We start from the raw sequence: 20,840 nt of genomic DNA, 5'->3' as shown, positions 1-20,840 counted from the left end.
CCCAGTGAGCAAGAAGAGCCGGCGGATCGTCGGCGCCGTAGTACTCGGAGTGATCGTCGGGCTCGTCGCCACCGCGTGCGGCGGCGGCAGCAGCTCGGACGGCGCCGAGGTCAAGTGGGCGTTCAGCCTCCCCACCTCCTGGGATCCGGTGACGAGCCGGACAGGAAACGACATCAACACGATCAGCCTCGCGTACGCGTCGCTGACCCGGCTCGACGCCGAGGGCAACGTGGAGCCGTCGCTCGCCGAGAGCTGGAAGTACAACGCCGACGGCACCGCCGTGACCTTCACCCTGCGTGACGGTCTGACGTTCTCCGACGGGACCACCCTCGACGCCCAGGCGGTGAAGGCGTTCTTCGACCGCGGCAAGATCCAGGACGACTCGTTCCTCCGCGATCAGCTCGCCGGCGTCACCGAGGTCACGGCCGACAGCGCCACCGACGTCACACTGCACCTGGCCGACGCCGACTACCAGATCCCCTACCTGGTCGCCGGGCGTACCGGGGCCATCGCCAGCCCGACCGCGGCCGCCGACCCGCAGAAGCTCAGTGTGTGGCCCGTCGGTGCCGGTCCCTTCACGATCACCGACTTCGTCGCCGAGGACCACGCGTACTTCGAGAAGAACCCGAACTACTGGGACGCCGACAACATCCACATCGACCACTTCGAACTCAGCGTCGCCCCGGACCCGGCCACACTCGTCGCCGGTGTCCAGTCCGGCTCCATCGACTTCGCGACGCTACCGGCCCTGCAGTCCAAGGAAGCCGAGGCCGCCGGTCTCGATGTCACCGTGAAGCCGTCGCTGGCCGCGAACGACGTCTCCATCAACCTCAACAAGGCCCCGTTCGACAATCCGAAGGTCGTCGAGGCGTTCCGTTACGCATTCGACCGCCAGGCCTTCGTCGACGTCATCACGAACGGGTTGGGCAGCACGACGAGCCAGCCGTTCCCCGACGGGTACCTCGCGTTCAATCCCGAGATCGAAAAGCTCTGGAACTACGACCCCGACAAGGCATCTCGTCTCCTCACCGAGGCGGGATACGGACCCGGACAGTTGTCGATCGAGATCACCGCGCAGTCGGCGGCCACCAACCGGGCAGAGCTGGTGCAGTCGCAGCTGAAGAAGATCGGCGTCGAGTCCACCATCAAGGTGGTGCCGCCGGGATCGTCGACGTGGCAGAGCGAGGTCTACATCGCGAAGAACCCGCAGCTGGCGACGGACGGCACCATCGGGCGTGAATCCCCGGTGCAGAACCTGCTCGCCGTCTACGGTCCGGAAGGCATCATGAACCTCAGCGGCCCGCACGCGTCGCCGGAGTTCACCGCCGCGCTCGACGCCGTCCGTCGCACGCCCCTCGAGGACCCGGAGTACAAGCCGCGGCTGTGGCAGGCCGTCAAGGTCGGTGTCGAGCAGTCGCCGACGAACTACATCTTCAGCAATCCGTGGATCATCGTGTCCAACCCGGACCTGAAGAACCTGAACATCCTGCCGTCCCAGGTGCGGTGGGAAGGCGTCACGGTCTCGTGACCACCGCAGACGTCCAGGCCGCCGGCACCGGGAGAACATTCGCTCTCCCGGTGCCGGCGGGTGCGCTCGGCACGGCGCTGCGGGTCGTGCTGAGCACCGTGCTGATCGTGGTCCCGGTCTTCCTGTTCTCCACCCTGATCACCTTCCTGCTCGGGGCGGCCAGCGGGCTGAATCCGGCCGCCGGGATCGCCGGCGACGCCGCGACCCCGGAGACGATCGCCCGCATCAACGCCGAGTTCGGGCTGGACAAGCCGGTTTGGCAGCAGTACGTCGACTGGATGTCGAGCATGCTGAGCGGAGACCTCGGGGTCTCGTGGTTCAGCAAGATCCCGGTCAGCGAGTTGATCGGTGAGCGGCTGGCCGTCAGCGCGTCGATCGCCGGTGTCGCTCTGGTCATCGGACTCGTCCTCGGCGTCGGACTCGGGGTGCTCGCCGCCGTCTACAAGGGCAGCCTGCTCGACCGGCTGGTCACCGCCTACACGTCGGTGGCCTCGACGCTGCCGCCGTTCGTCATCTCGATCGGACTGATCCTCGTCCTCAGCGTCGGGTTGCGCTGGCTGCCGTCGGCCGGGTACGTCCCGCCGGACGAGGACTTCGGCCGCTGGCTGTCGCTGATCATCATGCCCGCGATCGCGTTGAGTATGGACGTCGTCGCCGACATCGCGCGACAACTCCGCACCGGATTGGTCGCGGAGCTGGACCAGAACTACGTCACCGGCGCGGTGGTCCGGGGCATCGGTCCGGCCCGGATCCTGTTCGTGCACACACTGCGCAACGGCAGCGGTCCCGCGCTGTCCATCCTGGGTATGAAGATCCCCACGCTCATCGGCGGCGCCGTCGTGATGGAGACCATGTTCTCCATGCCCGGCTTCGGTCGCCTCGCCGCCGACTCCGCGCTGCGCGGAGACGTTCCCATCGTCCAGGGAACGCTCGTCGTGGCGATCGTGTTCGTGCTGTTCTGCAACATCGTCGTCAACATCGCGCAGAGCGCGCTGCAGCCGGCAACCAAGCGGAGAGACTGAAATCCCATGCTCACAGCAATCCTGCGCTATCACTCCGCTCGCGCCGCGGTGGTCGTTCTCGGGCTGATCGTGGTGCTCGCGGTCTTCGGGCCCGCCCTCGCGCCGTTCGACCCGCTCGAGCAGGACACGTCGGCAATCCTGCAGGGCCCGAGCGGAACTCACTGGCTCGGGACGGACAACGTCGGACGGGACGTGTTCAGCCGGCTGCTGGCGGGTTCGACCGTGTCGGTGCTGTCCGCAGTGCAGTGCGTCGTGGTCGGATTCCTGCTCGGCGTCATCCCGGGCTTCCTGTCGGTGTACCTCGGGCGCGGCGTGGAATGGTTCACCCTCCGCTTGATGGATGCGCTCATCACGCTGCCGTTCCTCGTGTTCGCCGTCGCGATGACCGCGCTGCTCGGAAACGGGCTCGCGCAGGCGATGTTCGCGGTCGGCATCCTCATCGCCCCCGCGTTCTACCGGGTCACCCGTGCCGCGGCGCTGACGGTGGCGAACTCCCAGTACGTCGAGGCCGCCGAACTGATGGGGGCCGACACGTCCTGGATCATCCGTCGCCACGCCGTGCGTAAGGTGCTGCCGGCGGTGGGGGTGACGTTCGCGGCGATGACCGGAGCCAGCCTCGTCATCGTGTCTTCGCTGACGTTCCTCGGGATCGGCGTCGTTCCGCCGGACCCGACCTGGGGCGGACTCCTCGCCAGCGGATTGCAGTACCTCTACCAGGTTCCGGTCGGCCCGGTCGTGCCCGCCCTGTTGATCGTGGCCACCGTATGGGCACTCAACGCCATCGCCGACGCGGTGCGGGATGCGACCGGCCGACCCCAACGACGCGCCCGCAGGAAACAGGAGGTCACCTCGGATGTCCACTGACACACTGGATGCCACGTCGGCACCCGCAACCACCCGTCCCGGCACGCCGGTGCTCACCGTGAGCGATCTGCGCATCGCACTCGACGACGGAACCGAACTGGTCCACGGCGTCGACTTCTCCCTCGCGCGCGGCGAAGCCCTCGGGATCGTCGGCGAATCGGGCAGCGGTAAGTCGCTGACCTGCCGGGCCATCCTCGGAATCCTGCCCGGCGGAATCGGCGTCACCGCAGGCTCGATCGATTTCGACGGCATCGAACTCACCGACCTCGGTCGCAAACACTGGCGGCCGCTGCGGGGTACCCGCATCTCGGCGGTGTTCCAAGACCCGGCGTCCTATCTGAACCCGTCCATCCGGGTCGGTGAACAACTGGCCGAGGCACTCCGGTCGACCCTCGGGCTGTCGCGCGCGGACGCCCGGCGGCGCGGCGTCGAACTGTTACGGAAGATGGGGCTGAACGACGCCGACACCGTGTACCGCCAATACCCGCACGAACTGTCCGGGGGAATGCTCCAGCGGGTGCTCATCGCGATCGCGGTGTCCGCGGAACCGGAACTCCTGATAGCGGACGAGGCGACCACTGCCCTGGACGTCACCGTTCAGGCCGAGGTGCTCGACCTCCTCGAGGACCTGCGTGACGAACTGGGCCTCGCCCTCGTCCTCGTCTCCCACGACCTCGCCGTGGTGGCTCAGGTCTGCGACAGCGTGATCGTGATGCGGGACGGCGCCGTCGTCGAGTCCGGGCGTGCGGAGGACCTGCTCACGGCGCCGCGGCACGAGTACACCCGCCAACTCGTCGAGAACCATCGGGAGTACGGGCTCGAGTCGATCACCGGAAAGGAGGCGGCTCGTGTCTGAGTCGTTGCTGCGCATGACCGCCGTCCGGGTGGAGCGCGGGGCCCGCGGGGCCCGCAAGCAGATCCTGCACGGCGTCGACCTGACCATCGATGCCGGTGAGAAGGTGGGACTCATCGGTGAAAGCGGCTCCGGGAAAACGACACTGGCCCGCACGATTCTCGGTCTGATCACTCCCACGTCCGGAACGATCGAGATCCGCGGGCAGCGCGTCGACGACCTGTCCACGGCGCACCGCAGGGCGCACCGCCGCACGGGGACCGTGCAATACGTGTTCCAGGATCCGCTGCTGAGCCTCGATCCGGACGTTCCGGTGGGCGAGTCGATCGCCGAGGGACTGCTCGTGCGGGGCGGACTCGACCGCGGCGTCGTGCAATCGCGGGTGGCAGCGGTACTGAGCAGTGTCGGACTCGCCGCCGACATCGCGGCGCGGATTCCCGCCGACCTGTCGGGTGGGCAGCGCCAGCGGATCGCGATCGCAAGGGCCCTCGTCCTCGATCCGGCGCTGTTGCTGCTCGACGAACCGGTCAGCGCCCTCGACTCGGTCAACCGCATCCAGATCCTGAAGCTGCTCACCGAACTCGGGCACTCGCGGCAACTCGCTCAGCTGTTCATCTCGCACGACCTCGCGGCGGTCGCGGCGCTGGTCGACCGGATCGTCGTGCTGTACCGCGGCAACATCGTCGAGGACGGCCCCACGCACCAGGTGATCTCCGATCCCCAGCACCCCTACACCGCGCTCCTCGTCGGATCTGCTCCCACGTTGAGCGGTGGCGCGGTGACGCGGGAACGTCGCCGCGAACTGAGGCTCCGCCTCCCGTGAGTACTTGTTAACCGCCCGCGGTTGACAAGTACTCACGGGTCAGCGGCGCAGCGCCTTTCGCGCCAGCCAGTTGCCGAAGAACTGGGAGGCCTGGACGAGCAGGATGATGACGAGGGTGGCGACGAGGGTCACCTGCCAGTTGAATCGCTGATAACCGTAGACGATGGCGAAGTCGCCGAGCCCGCCGCCGCCGATCGTCCCCGCCATCGCGGACATGTCGACGATGCCGATGAGAACGAACGTATAGCCGAGGATCAACGGGCCCAGGGCTTCCGGGATCAGCAGGGTGACGATGATCCGCAGGGGTCCCGCGCCCATCGCGCGGGCAGCCTCGATCACGCCGGGGTCGACGGTCACCAGATTCTGTTCCACGATGCGTGCGATGGCGAACGACGACGCGATGATCATCACGAAGATCGCGGCCTCGGTTCCGATGGTCCGGCCCACCACGGCGAGGGTCACGGGCCCCAGTGCGGCGAGCAGGATGATGAACGGAATCGGCCGGACGATGTTCACCAGGATGTTCAGCACCGTGTAGGCGGCCGTGTTCTGGAGAATCCCGCCCTTCCGCGTGGCGTACAGCAGCGTGCCCACCACGAGCCCGATCAGCCCGCCGACCACCAGAGTGATCACCACCATGTAGATGGTGGTGCCGATGGATTCGAACAGTACGGGGCGCAGCTTGTCCCAGTTCGTGGTCATGCCTGTACTTCCTCGACGTCGGTGACGGTCCGCAACCGGCGGATCACGTCGTCGACGCCGTCGTCCGGACCGACGAGTTCGAGTGTGAGACTGCCGAACGAGCGGTCCTGCAGGGTGGTGATGCCGCCGTAGACGATCTCGAACCGGACGCCGTGCCCGCCCGCGTCGGAGAGGACGTCGCCGATCCGGCTGCCGTCCCGCACGTCGGCGGTGACGATCCGGCCACCGAAACGCGACCGCAGCCGTTCCAGGTCGGCGGGCTCCGGGCGGTTGCGCAGGATCGTGCTCACGAAGCTCTTCGACGCCGGCGCCTGGGGTTCGGAGAAGACGTCGAACACCGTGCCCAGTTCCGCGACGCGACCCTCCGCAAGCACGGCGACACGATCCGCGACGGCCCGGACGACGTCCATCTCGTGCGTGATCACCACGATGGTGACCCCGAGTTCCCGGTTCACCTTGCGGAGCAGGCGGAGTACGTCCTGTGTGGTCTCCGGGTCCAGGGCGCTGGTGGACTCGTCGGCGAGCAGCAGGTCCGGCGACGTCGCGAGCGCGCGGGCGATCCCGACACGCTGCTTCTGTCCGCCGGACAGCTGGTCGGGGTAGGCCCGCGCCTTGTCGGAGAGGCCCACGAACTCGAGGAGTTCGGCGACGCGCTCGCGGCGCTTCTGTCGTGGCCAGCCGGCCACGACGAGGGGGTAGGCGACGTTCCCGGCGACGGTCCGCGAGCGGAACAGGTTGAACTGCTGGAAGATCATTCCGATCTTCGCGCGCACGTGCCGGAGTTTCGATTCCGACAGCGCGGTGATGTCGACGTCGTCGACGACGACGCGCCCACTCGTCGGGCGTTCCAGGCCGTTGATCAGCCGAACCAGCGTGCTCTTCCCGGCCCCCGAGTAGCCGATGACCCCGAAGATCTCACCCCTCTCGATGGTGAGATCCACGGCGTCGACAGCGGTGAGCGTCTTCTTTCCCGAAGAGAAGGTTTTCGTGACGGATTCGAATCGGACGATCGGTGTCATCTACTTGGCCGAACGGATTCCCTCTTCGACCCGCGACAGGATCTGCTGCAGTTGGGCGCCGTCGCGTTCCACCTCGACGGACGTTCCCTTCGACTCCTCGCGCACGGCGGCCTGGATCTCGGGGTCGTGCCAGATCTTCACGAGTTCGAGGTACGTCGCGTTGTCCTTGTCCTCGGCGCGCGTGACGAACGTGTTGATGTACGGCTCGGCGGCCGGGCTGGACGGGTCGTCCTTGTAGAGAGCCGATTGGGGGTCGATGCCCGAACGCTCGAGAAACGTGTTGTTGACGATCGCGCCGTCGACGGATGCGAGCGACAGCGCCGTCTGGGCGGCGTCGACCGGGGTCACCTTCACCTTGGACGCAGCCGTGTCGATGTCGGCGGGAGTGGGGGACGGGTTGTCGCCGGTCAGCGTGAGCAGGCCGGCGCCCTTCAGCACGAACAGGGCACGAGCCTGGTTGCTGGGGTCGTTGGGGATCGCGATCTCGCCGCCCTGCGGAATGTCGGTGAGGCTCTGGTGCTTCTGCGAGTACAGGCCGAGCGGCACGATCTGGGTGGCGCCGATCGGGGTGAGGTCGTCGTCCGCGCCGGTGTTGTACTCGCCGAGGAACTGCAGGTGCTGGAAGAGATTGGCGTCGATCTGCCCCTGCGACAGGGCGATGTTCGGCTGCGAGTAGTCGGAGAAGTTCACGACGTCGAGCGTGATACCCGCATCCTTCGCCTTGTCCTCGAAGATCTCCCACGAGCGGTCACTGGCCTCGGTGGTTCCGATCCGGACCGTGTCGCCGTCGGCGCTGCCGGATCCACCGGAGCACGCAGTCAGTGCCGCCAGGAGTGGAACGGCGGCAAGGGCGAGAGAACGGCTGAACTTCACGGAAAATCCCCACGATCGATCGGATGACCACGGAGTGTGGCCACTGGCAAGGTAGCGCCTCCGGGCGCCGCGCGGAATGGTTTGGATCGCCGTGATTCGAAGGTTCGTGTCGCGACTTCCGTTCCTGCCCTACAGTATTCGACCGGAACCACCAAGTGCTCTAGGGTGGCGGGGTAGACACGCGAGAGGTGATGAAGCAATGAAGGTAACGGTAGTGGCGGGCAATCCCAAGCCCGGTTCACGGACGCTGGACGCAGCCGGTCTGGTCGCGACCGCGGTCACGGGTGCCGCCGCGGATTCCACGGTCGACGTGATCGAACTCGGTGCGGGTCTGCTCGGATGGGGTGACGACAAGGTCGCGGCGGCCGTGGAGACGGTGGCGTCGTCGGACCTCGTCGTGTTCGCCAGCCCGACGTTCAAGGCGTCGTACACCGGCGTGCTGAAGCTGTTCCTCGACCAGTTCGCGACCGGAGACGGCCTGAAGGACGTCGTGGTGGTGCCGCTGATGCTCGGGGCCGGGCCTGCGCACGCCATGGCGCCGGACCTGCTGCTCAAGCCGGTGCTCGTCGAACTCGGCGCAACGGCCCCCGCTCCCGGTTTGTACCTCATCGACACCACCTACACGACCGACACGCGCATCGCCGACTACGCCGAGCGGTGGGGTTCGATCCTCACCGCGGCGGCCCGGACCCGGACGGAACTCTCATGACGCAGGCAGACGGCACACTGGACAAGACTTCGCTCCGGGAGGCGTTCGGACATTTCCCGAGCGGCGTCGTCGCCGTCTGCGCCGAAGTCGACGGTGAGCGCGTCGGGATGGCGGCGAGCACGTTCGTGCCCGTGTCGCTGGAGCCGCCGCTGGTCGCGTTCTGCGTGCAGAACACGTCCACCACGTGGCCGAAACTCGAGCGCCTCGCCCACGTCGGGATCAGCGTGCTCGGTGAGGCGCACGACGCCGCCGCCCGTGTGCTGGCCGCGAAGACCGGCGACCGGTTCGCGGGCCTCGACACCGAAACCACCGACGGCGGAGCGCTGTTCATCGACGGAGCGTCGGTGTGGTTGGACACCACCGTCACCCAGCAGGTGCCCGCGGGAGATCACGCGATCGTGGTCCTGCGGATCAACGAACTGAGGGTGCAGTCGGAGATCGAGCCGATCGTGTTCCACCGCAGCCGGTTCCGCTGGTTGCGCACCGTCGCGTCCTGACACGGGGTGAGATGACCACTGAACTGACGGCGCCGGCCGATACGGACGTTCATCCCCTGGACGACGCCATCCGTGAATCCCTGCGCGGTAAGCACGCGCATTTCGCCAAATGGTCCGGCAGGGTGGCGCGGTACCACCCGGACGTCGCGCCGCACATCGGTCATCCGGCGACATTGGTGGACGAGGACTGGGCGGATCTCGCGGCACTGCTCGGGCCGTCGGCGACGGCCGCGCTACGCGGATTCGGGCACACCCCGCCTCAGGGCTGGGAGGTCGTGGACTCGTTCGGCCTGGTGCAGATGGACGGCACCGCACTGGACGTCGCACCGGACCCGGATGCCGACGTTCTCGGCGCGTCGGATGTCCCCGAGATCCTGGACCTGATCGGCCGCACCCGGCCCGGACCGTATCTTCCGCGGACCATCGAGATGGGGACGTATCTCGGTTTTCGTGTCGACGGCCAACTGGTGGCCATGGCGGGCGAGCGGTTGCATCCACCCGGGTGGACGGAGATCAGCGCGGTCTGCACCGACGAGCGTTTCCGGGGACGCGGATTCGGTGCCCGGCTGGTGCGCGCCGTCGGAGCAGGGATCCGCGCCCGCGGGGAAAGACCGTTCCTGCACGCCGCGCAGGTGAACACGACGGCGATCCGCCTGTACGAAAGCCTCGGCTTCACCCTGCGCCGGCAGTCCGCGCTCACCGTCGTCCGGACGCCGGCGTAGGCCGATCCGGCGCCCGCCGTGACACCGGTCGGGCAAAATCGCAGGTATGAAGTACGTGCTACTGATCTGCCACCCCAGACCTCGGCGATGGCTCGGCTTTCCGCAGCGGATCGACAACTCGCACACCTCACCGCCACCGACACGGTCCCCGCCGCGGATATGAGATCGGGAACGACGGCGGTGGGCGTGGACTGGTCCCCGTCCACACTCGGTGCCGCTGCCATCGTGGCAGAGGACCCGGCCGGGTTGTCGTCGAATTACCGGGGCTGGACCTACGACGACCGAGGCCTCGGGATCAAGCTGGCCCGCCTACAGACCGAAGGTCAACTGCTGCACCGCAAAGCTGCTCGCTTGACCCAGCTGGCCGCGACCGCACCCCCCGAGGTCCGAGCACAACTCGACGCGAAGATCGCCGTCCTCGACGGGCACCGAACCGCTGTCGGCGTCAAACGGGGAAAGGTCAACCGGGAAATGGCGTTTCACTTCGGCCGCCAGGTCACCGACTACGCCGCCGCGGCGGGGGCGACGGTGATCGCGGTGGAAGACCTCACCACCCTCGAAACCCGCGGGCACGGGCGCGTGAACAACAATCGGGCAGCGCAATCAGCCCGCCGCAAAGCCGTCGACGCTCTCACCCACACCGTCGCCGGTGTCGGTGTGACGGTGGTGTCCGTGCCCGCGCGCGGATCCTCGGCGTTGTGTCCGGGCTGCGACGAACCGCTCACGCGGCCGGGTGGTTACCGCCGGGCCTGGTGTGTGCGGTGCACAGTCGGCGGAAATCGTGACCATGTGGCGGCCGTGAACCTGGCCAAACGGGCATTGCTGGGGCGCGGACAAGTCATTCGGAAGCGCGGGGCGAATCCGCAGATCCGGGTGATCGAGCATGCGCCGGTGCGCCGATGCCGCGACAAGAAGAGTCCCACTCCGAGCCGGCCGCGGCATCGCCGTGTCCGTCGTAGTGCTCCCGCCGCGACACCGCCGGTGGGGGTGAACCAGATAAAGATTGTTCCTGCGCCACAAGCGTCGGTGTGGGACACGGTAGAACCCGCAACACCGCAGCGAGTTACGGGTAGCCGTGAAGTACATACATCTCCCACGCCAGCCACGTCAGTGGTAGGAAGTATGAGATCTATGTAGACGCTTGGTGGGAGGATCTGCCGGTCGCCGACCTCCGGGAATTACCCGGCGATCAGCTCCCGCCAGAGCGCCTCGTCGAACTTGCCGCCCTTGCCGGCGTCAGTCCGGCCGCCAACGCGGGTGCCAGGTATTCCGGATGGTCTTGCGGTCGATTCCCAGGGCCGTCGAGATCTGCAGCTAGGACCGGCCGGCATGCCAGTGCCGGAACAACTCCATCAGATCGGTCATCGTCCACGTTCTCCTTGCAGAACGTCTCGAACACCCTGTTGTCCTGTCGCAGATATCCCCAGGTTCAGGGGTTCCGTTGAAGAATGTGCAGCCCTCACATTGTTCGGCCGCGTGGTGGCCGGCGTGCCACATGTGGAAGTACGCGATCAACTGGCTGCGGCCCTCGAACACGTCCAGCAGCGGGACCGGCCCGTGCGGGCCGACCAGACCGGTGGCGGGGTCCAGGATCGCGATCTGCGGCCAGTCCGTGCTCGCCGCGTCGGTCTGGAACCGATGGCTCCGACGTACGGGTTGCTCGACATGACCGCGTACGGCCGTCAGGAAAAGTGGGAGGACTCGCCGAGCGGTTGGCCCCAGCATTGGGAGCCCGGCACGAGGGAAATCATGCGCACCGACGGACGGCCCACAGCGCAATGGTCCCGCTGGAATCCGGACGCTCCGACGACCTCGGCGCCACCGGGCGCTGACGCCACTGATCACAGTGCAGATGCCGCGACGTGTTCGCGGCGCGTCAGCACGAGCGCCGGGCCGTCGGTGATCGCGATGGTGTGTTCGCTGTGCGAGGTGCGCGATCCATCCGCCGAGCGGATGGTCCACCCGTCGGGGTCGTAGACGATCTTGTCCGTGCCGGCGGCGAACCACGGTTCGAGGGCGAGCGTCAGCCCCGGGCGCAGTGTGAGTCCCCGGCCCGCCCGTCCGGTGTTCGACACGTGCGGATCCTCGTGCATGGTTCGCCCGAGCCCGTGACCACCGAACTCGGTGTTGACCGGGTACCCGTACTCGGCGGCGACCGCGCCGATCGCGGCAGAGATATCGCCCAGCCGGTTGCCGGGTACCGCGGCGGCGATGCCGGCTGTCAGGGCCTTCTCGGTGGCTGCGATGAGGCGTTCGTCCTCGGGTCGTGGATCACCGACGATGATGCTGCGGGCACAATCGGCGACCCACCCGTCGATGGACACGGCGATATCCATGCTCAGCAGGTCCCCGTTCTGCAGCACGTAATCGTGCGGCAGGCCGTGGAGTACAGCGTCGTTGACCGACAGGCAGATGACGTTGCGGAACGGTCCGCGCCCGAACGACGGCGCGTAGTCCCAGTAGCACGACGTCGCGCCGCGCTGGGCGATCAACTGGCGGGCGCGTTCTTCGAGCTCGAGCAGATTCACTCCCGGGACCGCGCGGTGTTCGAGATCGTCGAGCAACTCGGCGATGAACGTGCCGGTGACGTCCATCGCAGCGATCTCCCGTGGTGTTTTCAGTTCCAGCACCAACTACTCCTCCTGATAGGCCAAAATCGGTATTAAAATACCACTCTAGACGGTGTGTAGGTATTTTCATACCGCTGCGGAGTTAGACTGCTCGCATGGTGCGTCTTCCTCTGACTCCGGAACAGCTGGCCGCAGGTAAGCGCCTCGGTCACCAGCTACGGCAGGCGCGCGGTGATCGCACCCTCGCCGAGGTTGCGCAGGAGGCGGGGATCTCCCCGGAGACTCTGCGCAAGATCGAGACCGGGCGGATGGCGACACCCGCATTCACGACCGTCGCGGCCCTCGCCCGGGTGCTTCCCCTGTCGCTCGACGAGCTTGCCGACATCTGCCTTGCCCGTACCGGCCTCCGGCAAACCGGGTAGCAATTCTCCAGTCCGAGAAGGGGTCTCACAGGGTGTGCTGCCGGAGTGCGGTGATTGCGCCGTGCGGCCTGTGGCCGCTCCCCGTTCGTGTATGGGTCTCGATCACCTCGAAGCCGGCCGTGACCAACTCCTGGCCGAGTTCCGCCACCGGCCACCGATAGGCAGTGGTCACGGCGTGGTCGAAAGCCTCTACGGTTGCTCCGTCGAAGAAGCCCACCAACAGCCCGCCGCCCGGCCGAATCACGCGCGCGAACTCGGCGAGCGGAGTCCGGATGTCCTGCGGACTGTGGTGAATGAGCGAGTACCACGACAGCACACCACCGAGTGATTCGTCCGCGGCGTCCACTGTCTCGAAGCCGCCGATGTCGAAGGAGAGGTCGGGATACTGCAGGCGAGCTCGTTCGACGAACTCGGGAACCAGATCGATCCCGCTCGCCGCCAGTCCGCACTCGGCCAAGAAGTCCGTCCACTGCCCCGGACCACACCCGGCGTCGAGGACGGGACCTGTCAGGGTGGCGGCCCAGCTGCTCGCCAGGGCCCGATCGGAGGGGTGTGTCGAAGTCATGGAGCCGAAGAGGTCCGTGTACTCCTGGGCTCTGGCCGAGTAGGACTCGCGGACGGTGCCGCATGGTGCGGCGCTCGTGTTCTCCATGCCGTCAATCATTGCGGAAAGTCGAGCGCCATCCCTGGAACGTTGCGGCCGGGATGGCGAAGATCAGGGCTGAAGGACGTACTTCCCGCGTACGCCGCCCCGCGCGACCGCGCGGTGGGCGTCGGCCACCCGATCGAGCGGTACGACGGCGTGCACCCGCGCCGGCAGGTGGCCGCTCGCGGTGGAGTCGAGGAGCTGGGCGAGCCGGGCACCGTCGGGCTGCGCCACCAGCACCCGGACGGTGACGCCGCGTTCCTCGGCCGGCGCCGCGCCCGGCTGCACGCCGACGAAGAGGCCGCCGTCGCGAACCAGTGTGAGGCCCTGTTCCTGGAGTGCGGCGCAGTCGGCTACCGCGTCCCAGGCGCGCGCTGTCTGCGTGGTGAAGTCGGCACCGAGGCCGCGCACGAATTTCTCGTCTTCGGCGCGGGCGAGTCCGGTGACCCGCCAGTCGCGGTCCTGGGCGAGCGTCACGACGTACGCCCCGACCGCTCCCGCGGCCCCGGTCACCAGCAGGCTCCGGCCGCCACCGTCACCGAGCAGATCGACCAGCTGGTCTGCAGCGAGGCCGTTGAGCGGAACCGTTGCGGCGGTGGCCAGGTCGAGGCCGTCCGGCACGCGAGCGGTGTCGCTCGCCGCGACGATCAGCTGCTCGGCGTACGTGCCGAAGTCGCGGTCGAACCCGGCGACCAGCCCCGCGACGCGGCCGCCGACCGGGATGTCCACGTCCGGACCAGCCGCGGTGACGGTTCCGGCGAAGTCCCAGCCCAGGCCGGTGTGGTCGGGTTGGTCGATCAGCCCGAGCCGGTGGAACACCCCGGCGGTCAGCGCCAGGTCGACGGGGTTGACCGCGGCCCCCGCGATCTCGACCCGGACCTGGCCCGGCCCGGGCTCGACGACGGGTACGTCGATGATCTCGATGGAGTCGGGACCGCCGGGGGTGCGGACGATGGCGGTGCGGAAGGTGGTGGACATGTTGCCTCCTGTGGACCCGGATTGGTGCTGCATCTCCACGATGGAGAGGTTACTCTCCAATGGGAAGTACGCACTTCAGAGTGCGTATGTCACCGCACGGGAAGGAGCGGTCGATGCCGACAACGACGGCGGCCCAGGAGCGGGCGCACGCGAAGGTGGAGTACGAGGCGTTCCTGGCGACCTGTCCCAGCCGCCAGCTCCTCGACCGGATTTCCGACAAGTGGGTGACGCTGGTCCTGGCCGCGCTGGGCAGCGACGGCCCACACCCGGGCGAAGACTGCGCCGGCGAGCCGCGGCGGATGCGTTACTCGGAGCTGTCCCGCCGGCTGGCCGGAGTCAGCCAGAAGATGCTCACCCAGACGCTGCGCTCCCTCGAACGCGACGGCCTGCTCACCCGCACGGTGACGCCGACCGTGCCTGTCACGGTCACCTACGAGCTGACCGACCTCGGGCTCTCGCTCCACTCCGTCATCCGCGGGATCAAGGCGTGGGCGGAGGCGCATATGGACGAGGTGCTCGCCAACAGAAACACGTACGACACCCGCGTCGGCTAGCGCGCTGAACCTAACCGCTCACGGGGAGCGGAGCACCCTCGAAGCGTTCGCGGAGGGTGGATTCGGCGTACTCGTACCGGAAGATCCCCTTCGCGCGGAGGATCGGCACGACGTGATCGACGAAATCGGTGAGCCCGGAGGGAAATCCGTCCGGCATCAGGTTGAATCCGTCCGCCGCGCGCGCCAGGAACCATTCCTCGATGGTGTCGGCGATCTGTTCGGGTGAGCCGACGACCAGCCGGTGGCCGAAGCCGCCCGCCTTGCGAAGCAGTTCGGTCACCGAGTACCGGCTCTCGAGTGCCAGCCGCACGACGGCCTCCCGGAACCCGAGCGAGCCGGAGAACGACGGATCGACCGGGGCGAGGAGCAACTCCTCCGGGATCGGCCGGTCCGGGTCGAGCGAGCTCAGGTCGACGCCGAGCATGCCGCCGAGCCGTTCGGCGGAGAAACCGTCGGCGGCCTTGGATTCCCAGTCCTCGTACCGGGCGATCGCCTCGGTCTCGGTGCTACCCACCACCGTGACGAGCCCGGGAAGGATCTTCACCGCCTGGGGATCCCGACCGGCTGCGCGGGCGACATCCTTCACGTCCCGGTAGTGCTGACGCCCGGCGTCGAGCGTGAGCTCCGCCGAGAACACCGCGTCGGCGCTGCGTCCTGCCAGCGCGCGGCCCTGCGGGGAGCCGCCGGCCTGCACGAGCAGGGGGTGGCCCTGCGGCGACGGCGGCACGGGCAGTGCGCCGTGAACGTGGAAGTACTCCCCGTCGTGGTGCACCGGGACCCGGGTCGTCGCCGATTCCCACAGCGCGGTGACGACGTCCACGAACTCCGTGGCCCGGCGATACCGCGACTCGCGGTCGGGAATCCGGGAGAGACCGAAGTTGTGGGCGGTCGCGGCGTGGAACGTGGTCACCACATTCCACGCCACCCGTCCGCCGGACACGACGTCGAGGGAGAGGAATCGGTCCGCCAGATCGAACGGATCGTTGAACGTCGTCGACGCCGTGCCGATCAGCCCGAGGTGCTCCGTCGCGCTCGCCACCACCCCGAGCACGATGGTGGGTTCGAGGGCCCGCGTCGGCTTGACGGCGGGATCCTCGCGGAGCGCAGGACCGTCCGCGAGGAACAGCGCGTCGAGGGTGCCGCGCTCGGCGATTTTCGCGACCTCGGTGTAGTAGTTCGGGTCGATGAACGACGTCGGGTGCAGGTCCGGAGCCCGCCACGCGGACGGGTGGAAACCCACGTCCAGCACGTTGACGTTGAGGATGACCTCTCGTTGCGCGGGCATCAGCCGGCCGGCTTCGCGGCCGCGCCGTCGACGTTGGTCTGGCTGCGGTCGGTGGCTCGCGCCGACTCGATGCTCTGCGCCACCCGGGAGAAGAACGGGTCGCTGTCGATGAGCTGGCCGATCCGCGGGTCGTGGTAGGTGTCGAGCAGCGGCGCGAAGTCGGGGTTGTCCTTGTTCTTCTCGTTGATGACGACCTCGATCCAGTACAACTCGTACGCGGGGGCGTTGAAGACGATCTTGTCGTCGGGGACGTCGGCGAGGTCGAAGTTGGACCGCCAGCCCAGTGCCAGGTCGACGTCGGGCAGCGTGCGCGGCAACTGCGCAAGCGCGGCCTCGGTGAACTCGAACGACTTCGGGTTGTCCTTCACGTCGCGGATGGTCACGCGCGACGGGTCGACACCGTCCTTCAGGGTCAGCTGGCCGAGGTCCTGCAGGGTCTGCAGTGCCTGCACCTGATTCGACGGGTCGTCGGGGATGGCGACCTTCGCGCCCTTCGGGAGATCCTCGAGCTTGCCGTACTTCTCGGAATATCCCGAGAACTTGAGGACGTACCAGTCTCCGGCCGCATACAGTCCGAGGTTGCCGTCCTCGTTCTGCACGCGCATCCACTCCTGATGCTGGCTGTGGTTGGCGTCGATGTCGCCCTGGGAGACCGCGAGATTCTTGAGCTTCGAATCCTCGATCTGCACGGGTTCGACGGTGATGCCGTGGTCGGGGGCGAGTTTCGCGACTTCCTTGGCGAGCTTCTCGTCCAGGATCGATCCGGCGGTGTATCCGATCTTGAACGTGGTCTGCGGGCCGTCACCCTCGGTTCGGTCGTTGCCCCCGGCCGCGCCGCACGCGGTGAGGAGGAGAAGCAGGGTGGCCGTCAGTCCGCCTGCCGCCACAGCACGGGCGCGCGTCACCGAGCGGGGTCGAGTCGTCATGAGTGTTGTCCTCTGATCTGGGTGAATGTGAAGGAAGGCTCAGCGCCGGTTGGTGAGGCGGGCGGCCAGATCGCCGACGAGCTGGATGACCTGGACCAGTACCACGAGAGCGATGACCGTCGTGATCATCACGGTGTTGTCGAATCGGTTGTAGCCGTAGGCAATGGCGAGGTTGCCGATGCCACCTGCGCCCACCGCTCCCGCGATCGCCGACATGTCGAGGATGCCGATCAGCGCGATGGTCAGAGCGCCGACGATGGTCGGAACCGCCTCGTGGAGTTGCACTTTGCGGATGATCTGAAAATTCGACCCGGCCGAGGCCCGGCCCACTTCCACCACTTCGGGGGGAACGTCCCGCAGCGAATTCTCGATCAACCGCGCGACGTACGGTGTCGCGGCCAGCGTCATCGGAACCGCCGCCGCCTGCACCCCGAGCGAGGTGCCGACGACGAACCGGGTGAACGGAATGATGGCGGCCATCAGCACCAGGAAGGGTAATGATCGACCGAGGTTGACCACCCAGCCCGCCACCGCGTTGACCGCCGGGTTGGGGAACAGCCCGCGGGGAGCGGTGTTGTGCAGGATGACCGCCAGCGGAGTGCCCAGCAGGATCGCCAGGATCACCGTGATCCCGACCATCTGCACGGTCTGCTGCAGGGCGGGGAGGAACAGCTCGGGAAGTTCCTCGACCGGAGTCGAGATGGCGAGAACGACACTGCCCGGGGCGCTCATGCCGCGGCCTCCTCGGTGGTGCGCGCGGATGCGTCGTCGTCGACCCGGGTTCCGTGCAGGCCCCACGACGACAGCAGGTCGCCGACGGACGGATGCTCACCGGCCACCGAGATGGTGACCCGCCCCGCCGGTCGCCCGCCGACCGATTCCACGGTCCCGGACAGCACGCCGATCGACCGGCCTGTGGCCTTGCCGAGAAGCTCGATCCAGTTGGTGGGGACGGTGTCGGAGCCGTAGGTGACGTGCCAGAGCACGTCCCGGTCCTCCGCGGTGATGTGGGAACGATCGGGGAGGAGCCCGACGCCGAGTTCGGAGTGCGGATTGCGGAGGAGCTCGATCACCGGGCCCGATTCCACCACCCGCCCCGCCTCGAGGACGGTGACGACGTCCGCGACCTGCCGGACGACATCCATCTCGTGGGTGATCAGCACGATCGTCAGCCCGAGGTCGTCGCGCAGTTCGCGCAGCAACGCGAGGATCGATCGCGTGGTACTGGGATCGAGCCCCGACGTCGCCTCGTCCGACACCAGGACCTTCGGAGCGAGTGCCAGCGAGCGGGCAATCCCCACCCGTTGCCGCTGCCCGCCGGACAGCTGCCGGGGGTAGAGGTCGGCCTTGTCGGACAATCCCACCCGCTCGAGCAGTTCCGCCACCCGTGCCCGCCGCTCGGAGCGGCCCACACCGGCGAATTCGAGAGGCAGGGCCACATTCTCGGCAGCCGTGCGACGGGCGAGGAGGCTCGACGCCTGGAAGATCGTGCCGATCGCGCGACGCTGATCCCGGAGCCGGCGTTCGGACAGTCCCGAGACGTCGGTGCCGTCGAGCAGAATGCGACCCTCGGACGGGCGCTCCAGCAGGCTGATGATGCGCGACAGCGTGGTCTTGCCCGCACCGCTCTGGCCGATCACCGCCGCGATCTGGCCGGTGCCGACGGAGAAGTCGATGTCGTGGAGCACTTCGACGGAACGGGATCCCTTCCCAAATCGTTTCGTGACGGAACGGACTTCGATCATGCTGAACCACCTGTGTCGGATGACGGCACCTCGGGTCGGCCGTCGGGACGGAAAATCCCGGCCCGCGGACGGGCCGGTGGATTTCCGAAACGATAGGCGTGAGTAAACGGAAAGTCATGCCTAAGAATCGACTTGATCGGAAGGGCGGCTAGTTCTGCGCGCCCGGATAGACGGGACGGCGGTGCGCCGGCGCCGGCGCCGGATCGGGCAGCCGCAGCGTCGCCCGGAGCGACCGCTGCCGGTACCCGCGGGGCCGCGCCGGCCTCGGCCACGCGGCGAACCCGGCGTCGAGGTCGGTGACGGTCGCGATGTGACCGTCCACCTCGGTGGCGTCGGGATCGTCGACGACGAACAGCAAGGCGCGTTCGCGCACAGCCTGCCCGTGACGGTCGACCTGGCTGCCGTCCAGCACGACGATGTCGGAAACCTCGGCGGCGGAGACGATGTCGTCGCCGTCCTGCGCCCACCACGCGACGGGAATCTTCTGCTGCGGCGGGGTGGGGACGTTGAGGGGGCCGGCGATGTCGAAGACCCCGCGGTGGTCGGCGTAGACGATCCGGTCGGAATCCGCGAAACGCACGTCGTGCGGGCGTCCACGGATCGTGTCGGCCGGCCAGCTCTCCCACAGCGTGCGGGAGGCGTGGATCGCATCGGTCGTGGCTGCGGGACTCGGTCCGGCATCGATCCACACCCCCGCCGAAGCCAGGTTTCCCGGCGCCGATCGGTCCTCCACACCGGTGAGCCAGCCGACCCGGCCGCGGCTGGTGTGATCGAGCGATGCGAGCCGGCGAGCCAGGTTGTACGGGTGGTCGAGGTGGGGAACCGCGGTGACGAACACACCGACGTCGTCGGTGGCGGCGATCAGTGCTGCGGCGGACACGCTGGGCGACAGGGCGGCGGTGGGCCGGGGAGCGGTCCGCGACACCCGCTCGACGCCGAGCAGGACGAAGTCCGCGCCCGTGCGGGTGATGAATGCGCCGAGTTCGTCGATCCGGCCGCGGCGAATGGCGTCGACGAGCAGACGCTCACCGAGTGCGAGCCCATGGAAGGTCCTACTGCGCTGGATCACACTCATCGGAGGTCTCCCGTTGTCGATTCGTGGGTCTGCTGTCGTGATGTCAAGGGGTATCTCCTGAGAAGAGGGTAGATGCCGCGAGGGTCAGGGACGTCAGTCCCAGGATCACCAGCAACATCGATACGGACGCACTGCGCCGGAGAACGCTGGACCACGGATTCCGCGGGTCATACCACAGCCAGAGAGACTGTCCGACAACGAATTCGCCCCTACCCCCATCGGACAGCGAGGCGCCGAGCGTCGATCCGGGATCGAATGTCCGCCGCTGACCGACGAACTCGTCGCTTCCGACCCGATACGAGTAGGTGATCGACGGCCGAACGTCGACGACCGAGCACTCGGACCCGGTCCACGACCGGGATCTCCACAGCGCGAGGACGCCCGGAACCCCACGGAACAGGAGGAACGCGCCCGCGATGATCCAGACGGTGATCACACGGGTGACGTTACGGCCCGCGTCGGTGTGTCGTACAGCCTTCTCCGCAGCGTGAGCGGAACACGAAACCTGCGCGTCTCGTTCGATTCCCGGTAGGTGAACATGGCTCGAATAGCTCTGTCCGCCAGACATTTAGAAATGTCGTTGAAATCAAGACGAGCGGAAGACTCGGAAAACGGGCGGTCGACGGCCTACGGTTGCCGGGCAGGAAAACTTCGCAGCCAGAACTACGACAGCGACCAGGGGGATCTGTTCCAGCTCGAAAGCACCGACCCGTATCTCGACGGCCTGCTCCGTTCGCAGGTCACCGAGACGGACCGGGCCGAGCGGATCGCGTTGATCGAACAGATCCAGGATCACGTGATCGACAGCGCCTACACGATCCCCCTGCTGCTGGATACCCAGATCTTCGCCGTCGCTCCGCACATCCACGACTTCGGCAACGCGGCCAACTCCGTGCCCTGGTTCTACGACACGTGACGGAACGCAAGTGACTGATGATGGGGGACAGAAAGTTTCATGTCGACACAGTCCAGAATCAGGCTGAGCGCAACGCTCGTCCCGTGAGCGATGCTCTGGGAAGGTAACGAC

Annotated in this window: 24 protein-coding genes and 1 pseudogene; 12 read left to right on the top strand and 13 right to left on the bottom strand. The window is 67.5% G+C overall.

What is annotated here, in order from left to right:
• Positions 1-4 precede the first annotated feature (4 nt).
• The 5 genes from PSR88_RS08910 to PSR88_RS08890 are packed head-to-tail and all read left to right on the top strand — an operon-like array spanning position 5 to position 5,090.
• Complete coding sequence (locus PSR88_RS08910) at positions 5-1,528, top strand: ABC transporter substrate-binding protein (RefSeq protein WP_016882927.1); 1,524 nt, start codon at positions 5-7, stop codon at positions 1,526-1,528.
• Positions 1,525-2,550, top strand: a complete 1,026-nt coding sequence (locus PSR88_RS08905; RefSeq protein ID WP_009474454.1) for an ABC transporter permease — start codon at positions 1,525-1,527, stop codon at positions 2,548-2,550. The genes PSR88_RS08910 and PSR88_RS08905 overlap by 4 nt, the downstream gene beginning before the upstream one ends.
• Before the next feature lie 6 nt (positions 2,551-2,556).
• On the top strand, positions 2,557-3,414 hold the full coding sequence (locus PSR88_RS08900) for an ABC transporter permease (protein WP_016882928.1): 858 nt from the start codon (positions 2,557-2,559) through the stop codon (positions 3,412-3,414).
• Complete coding sequence (locus tag PSR88_RS08895; RefSeq protein WP_029539402.1) at positions 3,404-4,270, top strand: ABC transporter ATP-binding protein; 867 nt, start codon at positions 3,404-3,406, stop codon at positions 4,268-4,270. Before PSR88_RS08900 ends, PSR88_RS08895 begins: the two co-directional genes overlap by 11 nt.
• Positions 4,263-5,090: an ABC transporter ATP-binding protein gene (locus PSR88_RS08890; protein WP_029539404.1), complete on the top strand. Its 828-nt coding sequence runs from the start codon at positions 4,263-4,265 to the stop codon at positions 5,088-5,090. Before PSR88_RS08895 ends, PSR88_RS08890 begins: the two co-directional genes overlap by 8 nt.
• Before the next feature lie 39 nt (positions 5,091-5,129).
• Here PSR88_RS08890 and PSR88_RS08885 read toward each other — a convergent pair whose 3' ends face one another.
• Genes PSR88_RS08885 through PSR88_RS08875 form a run of 3 tightly spaced genes read right to left on the bottom strand, consistent with a single transcriptional unit; the run spans position 5,130 to position 7,684 of the window.
• On the bottom strand, positions 5,130-5,792 hold the full coding sequence (locus PSR88_RS08885) for a methionine ABC transporter permease (RefSeq protein WP_005252476.1): 663 nt from the start codon (positions 5,790-5,792) through the stop codon (positions 5,130-5,132).
• Complete coding sequence (locus PSR88_RS08880; protein WP_016882929.1) at positions 5,789-6,811, bottom strand: methionine ABC transporter ATP-binding protein; 1,023 nt, start codon at positions 6,809-6,811, stop codon at positions 5,789-5,791. The genes PSR88_RS08885 and PSR88_RS08880 overlap by 4 nt, the downstream gene beginning before the upstream one ends.
• The gene (locus PSR88_RS08875) at positions 6,812-7,684 is read right to left on the bottom strand and encodes a MetQ/NlpA family ABC transporter substrate-binding protein (RefSeq protein ID WP_016882930.1); all 873 of its coding nucleotides are present in this window, start codon (positions 7,682-7,684) and stop codon (positions 6,812-6,814) included.
• A 199-nt stretch (positions 7,685-7,883) separates the two neighbouring features.
• Between PSR88_RS08875 and PSR88_RS08870 the strand changes: the two genes are divergently transcribed.
• From PSR88_RS08870 to PSR88_RS08855, 4 genes and pseudogenes are all read left to right on the top strand, one after another.
• Positions 7,884-8,393 carry an NADPH-dependent FMN reductase gene (locus PSR88_RS08870; RefSeq protein WP_029539406.1) on the top strand — a complete coding sequence of 170 codons (510 nt, stop codon included), beginning with the start codon at positions 7,884-7,886 and terminating at the stop codon, positions 8,391-8,393.
• Positions 8,390-8,890: a flavin reductase family protein gene (locus PSR88_RS08865; RefSeq protein ID WP_016882932.1), complete on the top strand. Its 501-nt coding sequence runs from the start codon at positions 8,390-8,392 to the stop codon at positions 8,888-8,890. Before PSR88_RS08870 ends, PSR88_RS08865 begins: the two co-directional genes overlap by 4 nt.
• Before the next feature lie 11 nt (positions 8,891-8,901).
• Positions 8,902-9,612, top strand: coding sequence for a GNAT family N-acetyltransferase (locus tag PSR88_RS08860; protein ID WP_016882933.1), 711 nt, complete (start codon positions 8,902-8,904; stop codon positions 9,610-9,612).
• Between the two features lie 51 nt (positions 9,613-9,663).
• A pseudogene (locus PSR88_RS08855) lies at positions 9,664-10,749 on the top strand (zinc ribbon domain-containing protein); the annotation flags it as partial.
• A gap of 177 nt (positions 10,750-10,926) precedes the next feature.
• On the opposite strand, the gene PSR88_RS08850 reads toward PSR88_RS08855, so the two are convergent.
• Positions 10,927-11,337, bottom strand: coding sequence for a DUF899 family protein (locus PSR88_RS08850; RefSeq protein ID WP_029539411.1), 411 nt, complete (start codon positions 11,335-11,337; stop codon positions 10,927-10,929).
• Positions 11,338-11,453: 116 nt separating this feature from the next.
• Positions 11,454-12,242 (bottom strand): type I methionyl aminopeptidase, encoded by a 789-nt coding sequence (gene map / locus PSR88_RS08845; protein WP_011594678.1) that lies wholly within the window; start codon positions 12,240-12,242, stop codon positions 11,454-11,456.
• A 95-nt stretch (positions 12,243-12,337) separates the two neighbouring features.
• Here map and PSR88_RS08840 point away from each other — a divergent pair, with 95 nt between their 5' ends.
• On the top strand, positions 12,338-12,604 hold the full coding sequence (locus PSR88_RS08840) for a helix-turn-helix domain-containing protein (RefSeq protein WP_016882935.1): 267 nt from the start codon (positions 12,338-12,340) through the stop codon (positions 12,602-12,604).
• 25 nt (positions 12,605-12,629) lie between these two features.
• On the opposite strand, the gene PSR88_RS08835 is transcribed toward PSR88_RS08840, so the two are convergent.
• Entirely contained in the window at positions 12,630-13,256 is a 627-nt protein-coding gene (locus PSR88_RS08835) for a class I SAM-dependent methyltransferase (protein WP_016882936.1), read from the bottom strand.
• Between the two features lie 63 nt (positions 13,257-13,319).
• Positions 13,320-14,228 carry an NADP-dependent oxidoreductase gene (locus PSR88_RS08830; RefSeq protein ID WP_016882937.1) on the bottom strand — a complete coding sequence of 303 codons (909 nt, stop codon included), beginning with the start codon at positions 14,226-14,228 and terminating at the stop codon, positions 13,320-13,322.
• 113 nt (positions 14,229-14,341) lie between these two features.
• Between PSR88_RS08830 and PSR88_RS08825 the strand changes: the two genes are divergently transcribed.
• Entirely contained in the window at positions 14,342-14,782 is a 441-nt protein-coding gene (locus tag PSR88_RS08825; protein WP_009474439.1) for a winged helix-turn-helix transcriptional regulator, read from the top strand.
• 10 nt (positions 14,783-14,792) lie between these two features.
• On the opposite strand, the gene PSR88_RS08820 is transcribed toward PSR88_RS08825, so the two are convergent.
• The 6 genes from PSR88_RS08820 to PSR88_RS08795 all read right to left on the bottom strand — a co-directional run bounded on the left by PSR88_RS08820 (position 14,793) and on the right by PSR88_RS08795 (position 20,249).
• Positions 14,793-16,067, bottom strand: a complete 1,275-nt coding sequence (locus PSR88_RS08820) for an LLM class flavin-dependent oxidoreductase (RefSeq protein ID WP_016882938.1) — start codon at positions 16,065-16,067, stop codon at positions 14,793-14,795.
• On the bottom strand, positions 16,067-16,993 hold the full coding sequence (locus tag PSR88_RS08815; RefSeq protein WP_029539413.1) for a MetQ/NlpA family ABC transporter substrate-binding protein: 927 nt from the start codon (positions 16,991-16,993) through the stop codon (positions 16,067-16,069). The genes PSR88_RS08820 and PSR88_RS08815 overlap by 1 nt, the downstream gene beginning before the upstream one ends.
• A gap of 39 nt (positions 16,994-17,032) precedes the next feature.
• Entirely contained in the window at positions 17,033-17,725 is a 693-nt protein-coding gene (locus tag PSR88_RS08810; protein ID WP_016882940.1) for a methionine ABC transporter permease, read from the bottom strand.
• Positions 17,722-18,738 carry a methionine ABC transporter ATP-binding protein gene (locus tag PSR88_RS08805; RefSeq protein WP_016882941.1) on the bottom strand — a complete coding sequence of 339 codons (1,017 nt, stop codon included), beginning with the start codon at positions 18,736-18,738 and terminating at the stop codon, positions 17,722-17,724. Before PSR88_RS08805 ends, PSR88_RS08810 begins: the two co-directional genes overlap by 4 nt.
• 148 nt (positions 18,739-18,886) lie before the next feature.
• Positions 18,887-19,813 carry an LLM class flavin-dependent oxidoreductase gene (locus PSR88_RS08800; RefSeq protein ID WP_016882942.1) on the bottom strand — a complete coding sequence of 309 codons (927 nt, stop codon included), beginning with the start codon at positions 19,811-19,813 and terminating at the stop codon, positions 18,887-18,889.
• A gap of 43 nt (positions 19,814-19,856) precedes the next feature.
• Positions 19,857-20,249 (bottom strand): DUF3592 domain-containing protein, encoded by a 393-nt coding sequence (locus PSR88_RS08795; RefSeq protein ID WP_016882943.1) that lies wholly within the window; start codon positions 20,247-20,249, stop codon positions 19,857-19,859.
• Between the two features lie 138 nt (positions 20,250-20,387).
• Between PSR88_RS08795 and PSR88_RS08790 the strand changes: the two genes are divergently transcribed.
• Positions 20,388-20,729 carry a transporter gene (locus tag PSR88_RS08790; RefSeq protein ID WP_016882944.1) on the top strand — a complete coding sequence of 114 codons (342 nt, stop codon included), beginning with the start codon at positions 20,388-20,390 and terminating at the stop codon, positions 20,727-20,729.
• Positions 20,730-20,840: the final 111 nt, after the last annotated feature.

Origin of the sequence: Rhodococcus sp. DK176 (assembly GCF_038447315.2) — a bacterium.
Lineage (GTDB): Bacteria > Actinomycetota > Actinomycetes > Mycobacteriales > Mycobacteriaceae > Rhodococcus_F > Rhodococcus_F jostii_A.
This window is presented reverse-complemented; position numbering and strand designations above follow the sequence as displayed.

Coding starts and splice junctions, on each gene's coding strand:
- PSR88_RS08835 (WP_016882936.1), bottom strand. CDS start 13,256: ATGGAGAACACGAGCGCCGCACCATGCGGCACCGTCCGCGAGTCCTAC.
- PSR88_RS08860 (WP_016882933.1), top strand. CDS start 8,902: ATGACCACTGAACTGACGGCGCCGGCCGATACGGACGTTCATCCCCTG.
- PSR88_RS08895 (WP_029539402.1), top strand. CDS start 3,404: ATGTCCACTGACACACTGGATGCCACGTCGGCACCCGCAACCACCCGT.
- PSR88_RS08790 (WP_016882944.1), top strand. CDS start 20,388: ATGTCGTTGAAATCAAGACGAGCGGAAGACTCGGAAAACGGGCGGTCG.
- PSR88_RS08885 (WP_005252476.1), bottom strand. CDS start 5,792: ATGACCACGAACTGGGACAAGCTGCGCCCCGTACTGTTCGAATCCATC.
- PSR88_RS08840 (WP_016882935.1), top strand. CDS start 12,338: ATGGTGCGTCTTCCTCTGACTCCGGAACAGCTGGCCGCAGGTAAGCGC.
- PSR88_RS08825 (WP_009474439.1), top strand. CDS start 14,342: ATGCCGACAACGACGGCGGCCCAGGAGCGGGCGCACGCGAAGGTGGAG.
- PSR88_RS08810 (WP_016882940.1), bottom strand. CDS start 17,725: ATGAGCGCCCCGGGCAGTGTCGTTCTCGCCATCTCGACTCCGGTCGAG.
- PSR88_RS08815 (WP_029539413.1), bottom strand. CDS start 16,993: ATGACGACTCGACCCCGCTCGGTGACGCGCGCCCGTGCTGTGGCGGCA.
- PSR88_RS08830 (WP_016882937.1), bottom strand. CDS start 14,228: ATGTCCACCACCTTCCGCACCGCCATCGTCCGCACCCCCGGCGGTCCC.
- PSR88_RS08880 (WP_016882929.1), bottom strand. CDS start 6,811: ATGACACCGATCGTCCGATTCGAATCCGTCACGAAAACCTTCTCTTCG.
- PSR88_RS08865 (WP_016882932.1), top strand. CDS start 8,390: ATGACGCAGGCAGACGGCACACTGGACAAGACTTCGCTCCGGGAGGCG.
- PSR88_RS08850 (WP_029539411.1), bottom strand. CDS start 11,337: ATGCTGGGGCCAACCGCTCGGCGAGTCCTCCCACTTTTCCTGACGGCC.
- PSR88_RS08800 (WP_016882942.1), bottom strand. CDS start 19,813: ATGAGTGTGATCCAGCGCAGTAGGACCTTCCATGGGCTCGCACTCGGT.
- PSR88_RS08805 (WP_016882941.1), bottom strand. CDS start 18,738: ATGATCGAAGTCCGTTCCGTCACGAAACGATTTGGGAAGGGATCCCGT.
- PSR88_RS08870 (WP_029539406.1), top strand. CDS start 7,884: ATGAAGGTAACGGTAGTGGCGGGCAATCCCAAGCCCGGTTCACGGACG.
- PSR88_RS08900 (WP_016882928.1), top strand. CDS start 2,557: ATGCTCACAGCAATCCTGCGCTATCACTCCGCTCGCGCCGCGGTGGTC.
- PSR88_RS08820 (WP_016882938.1), bottom strand. CDS start 16,067: ATGCCCGCGCAACGAGAGGTCATCCTCAACGTCAACGTGCTGGACGTG.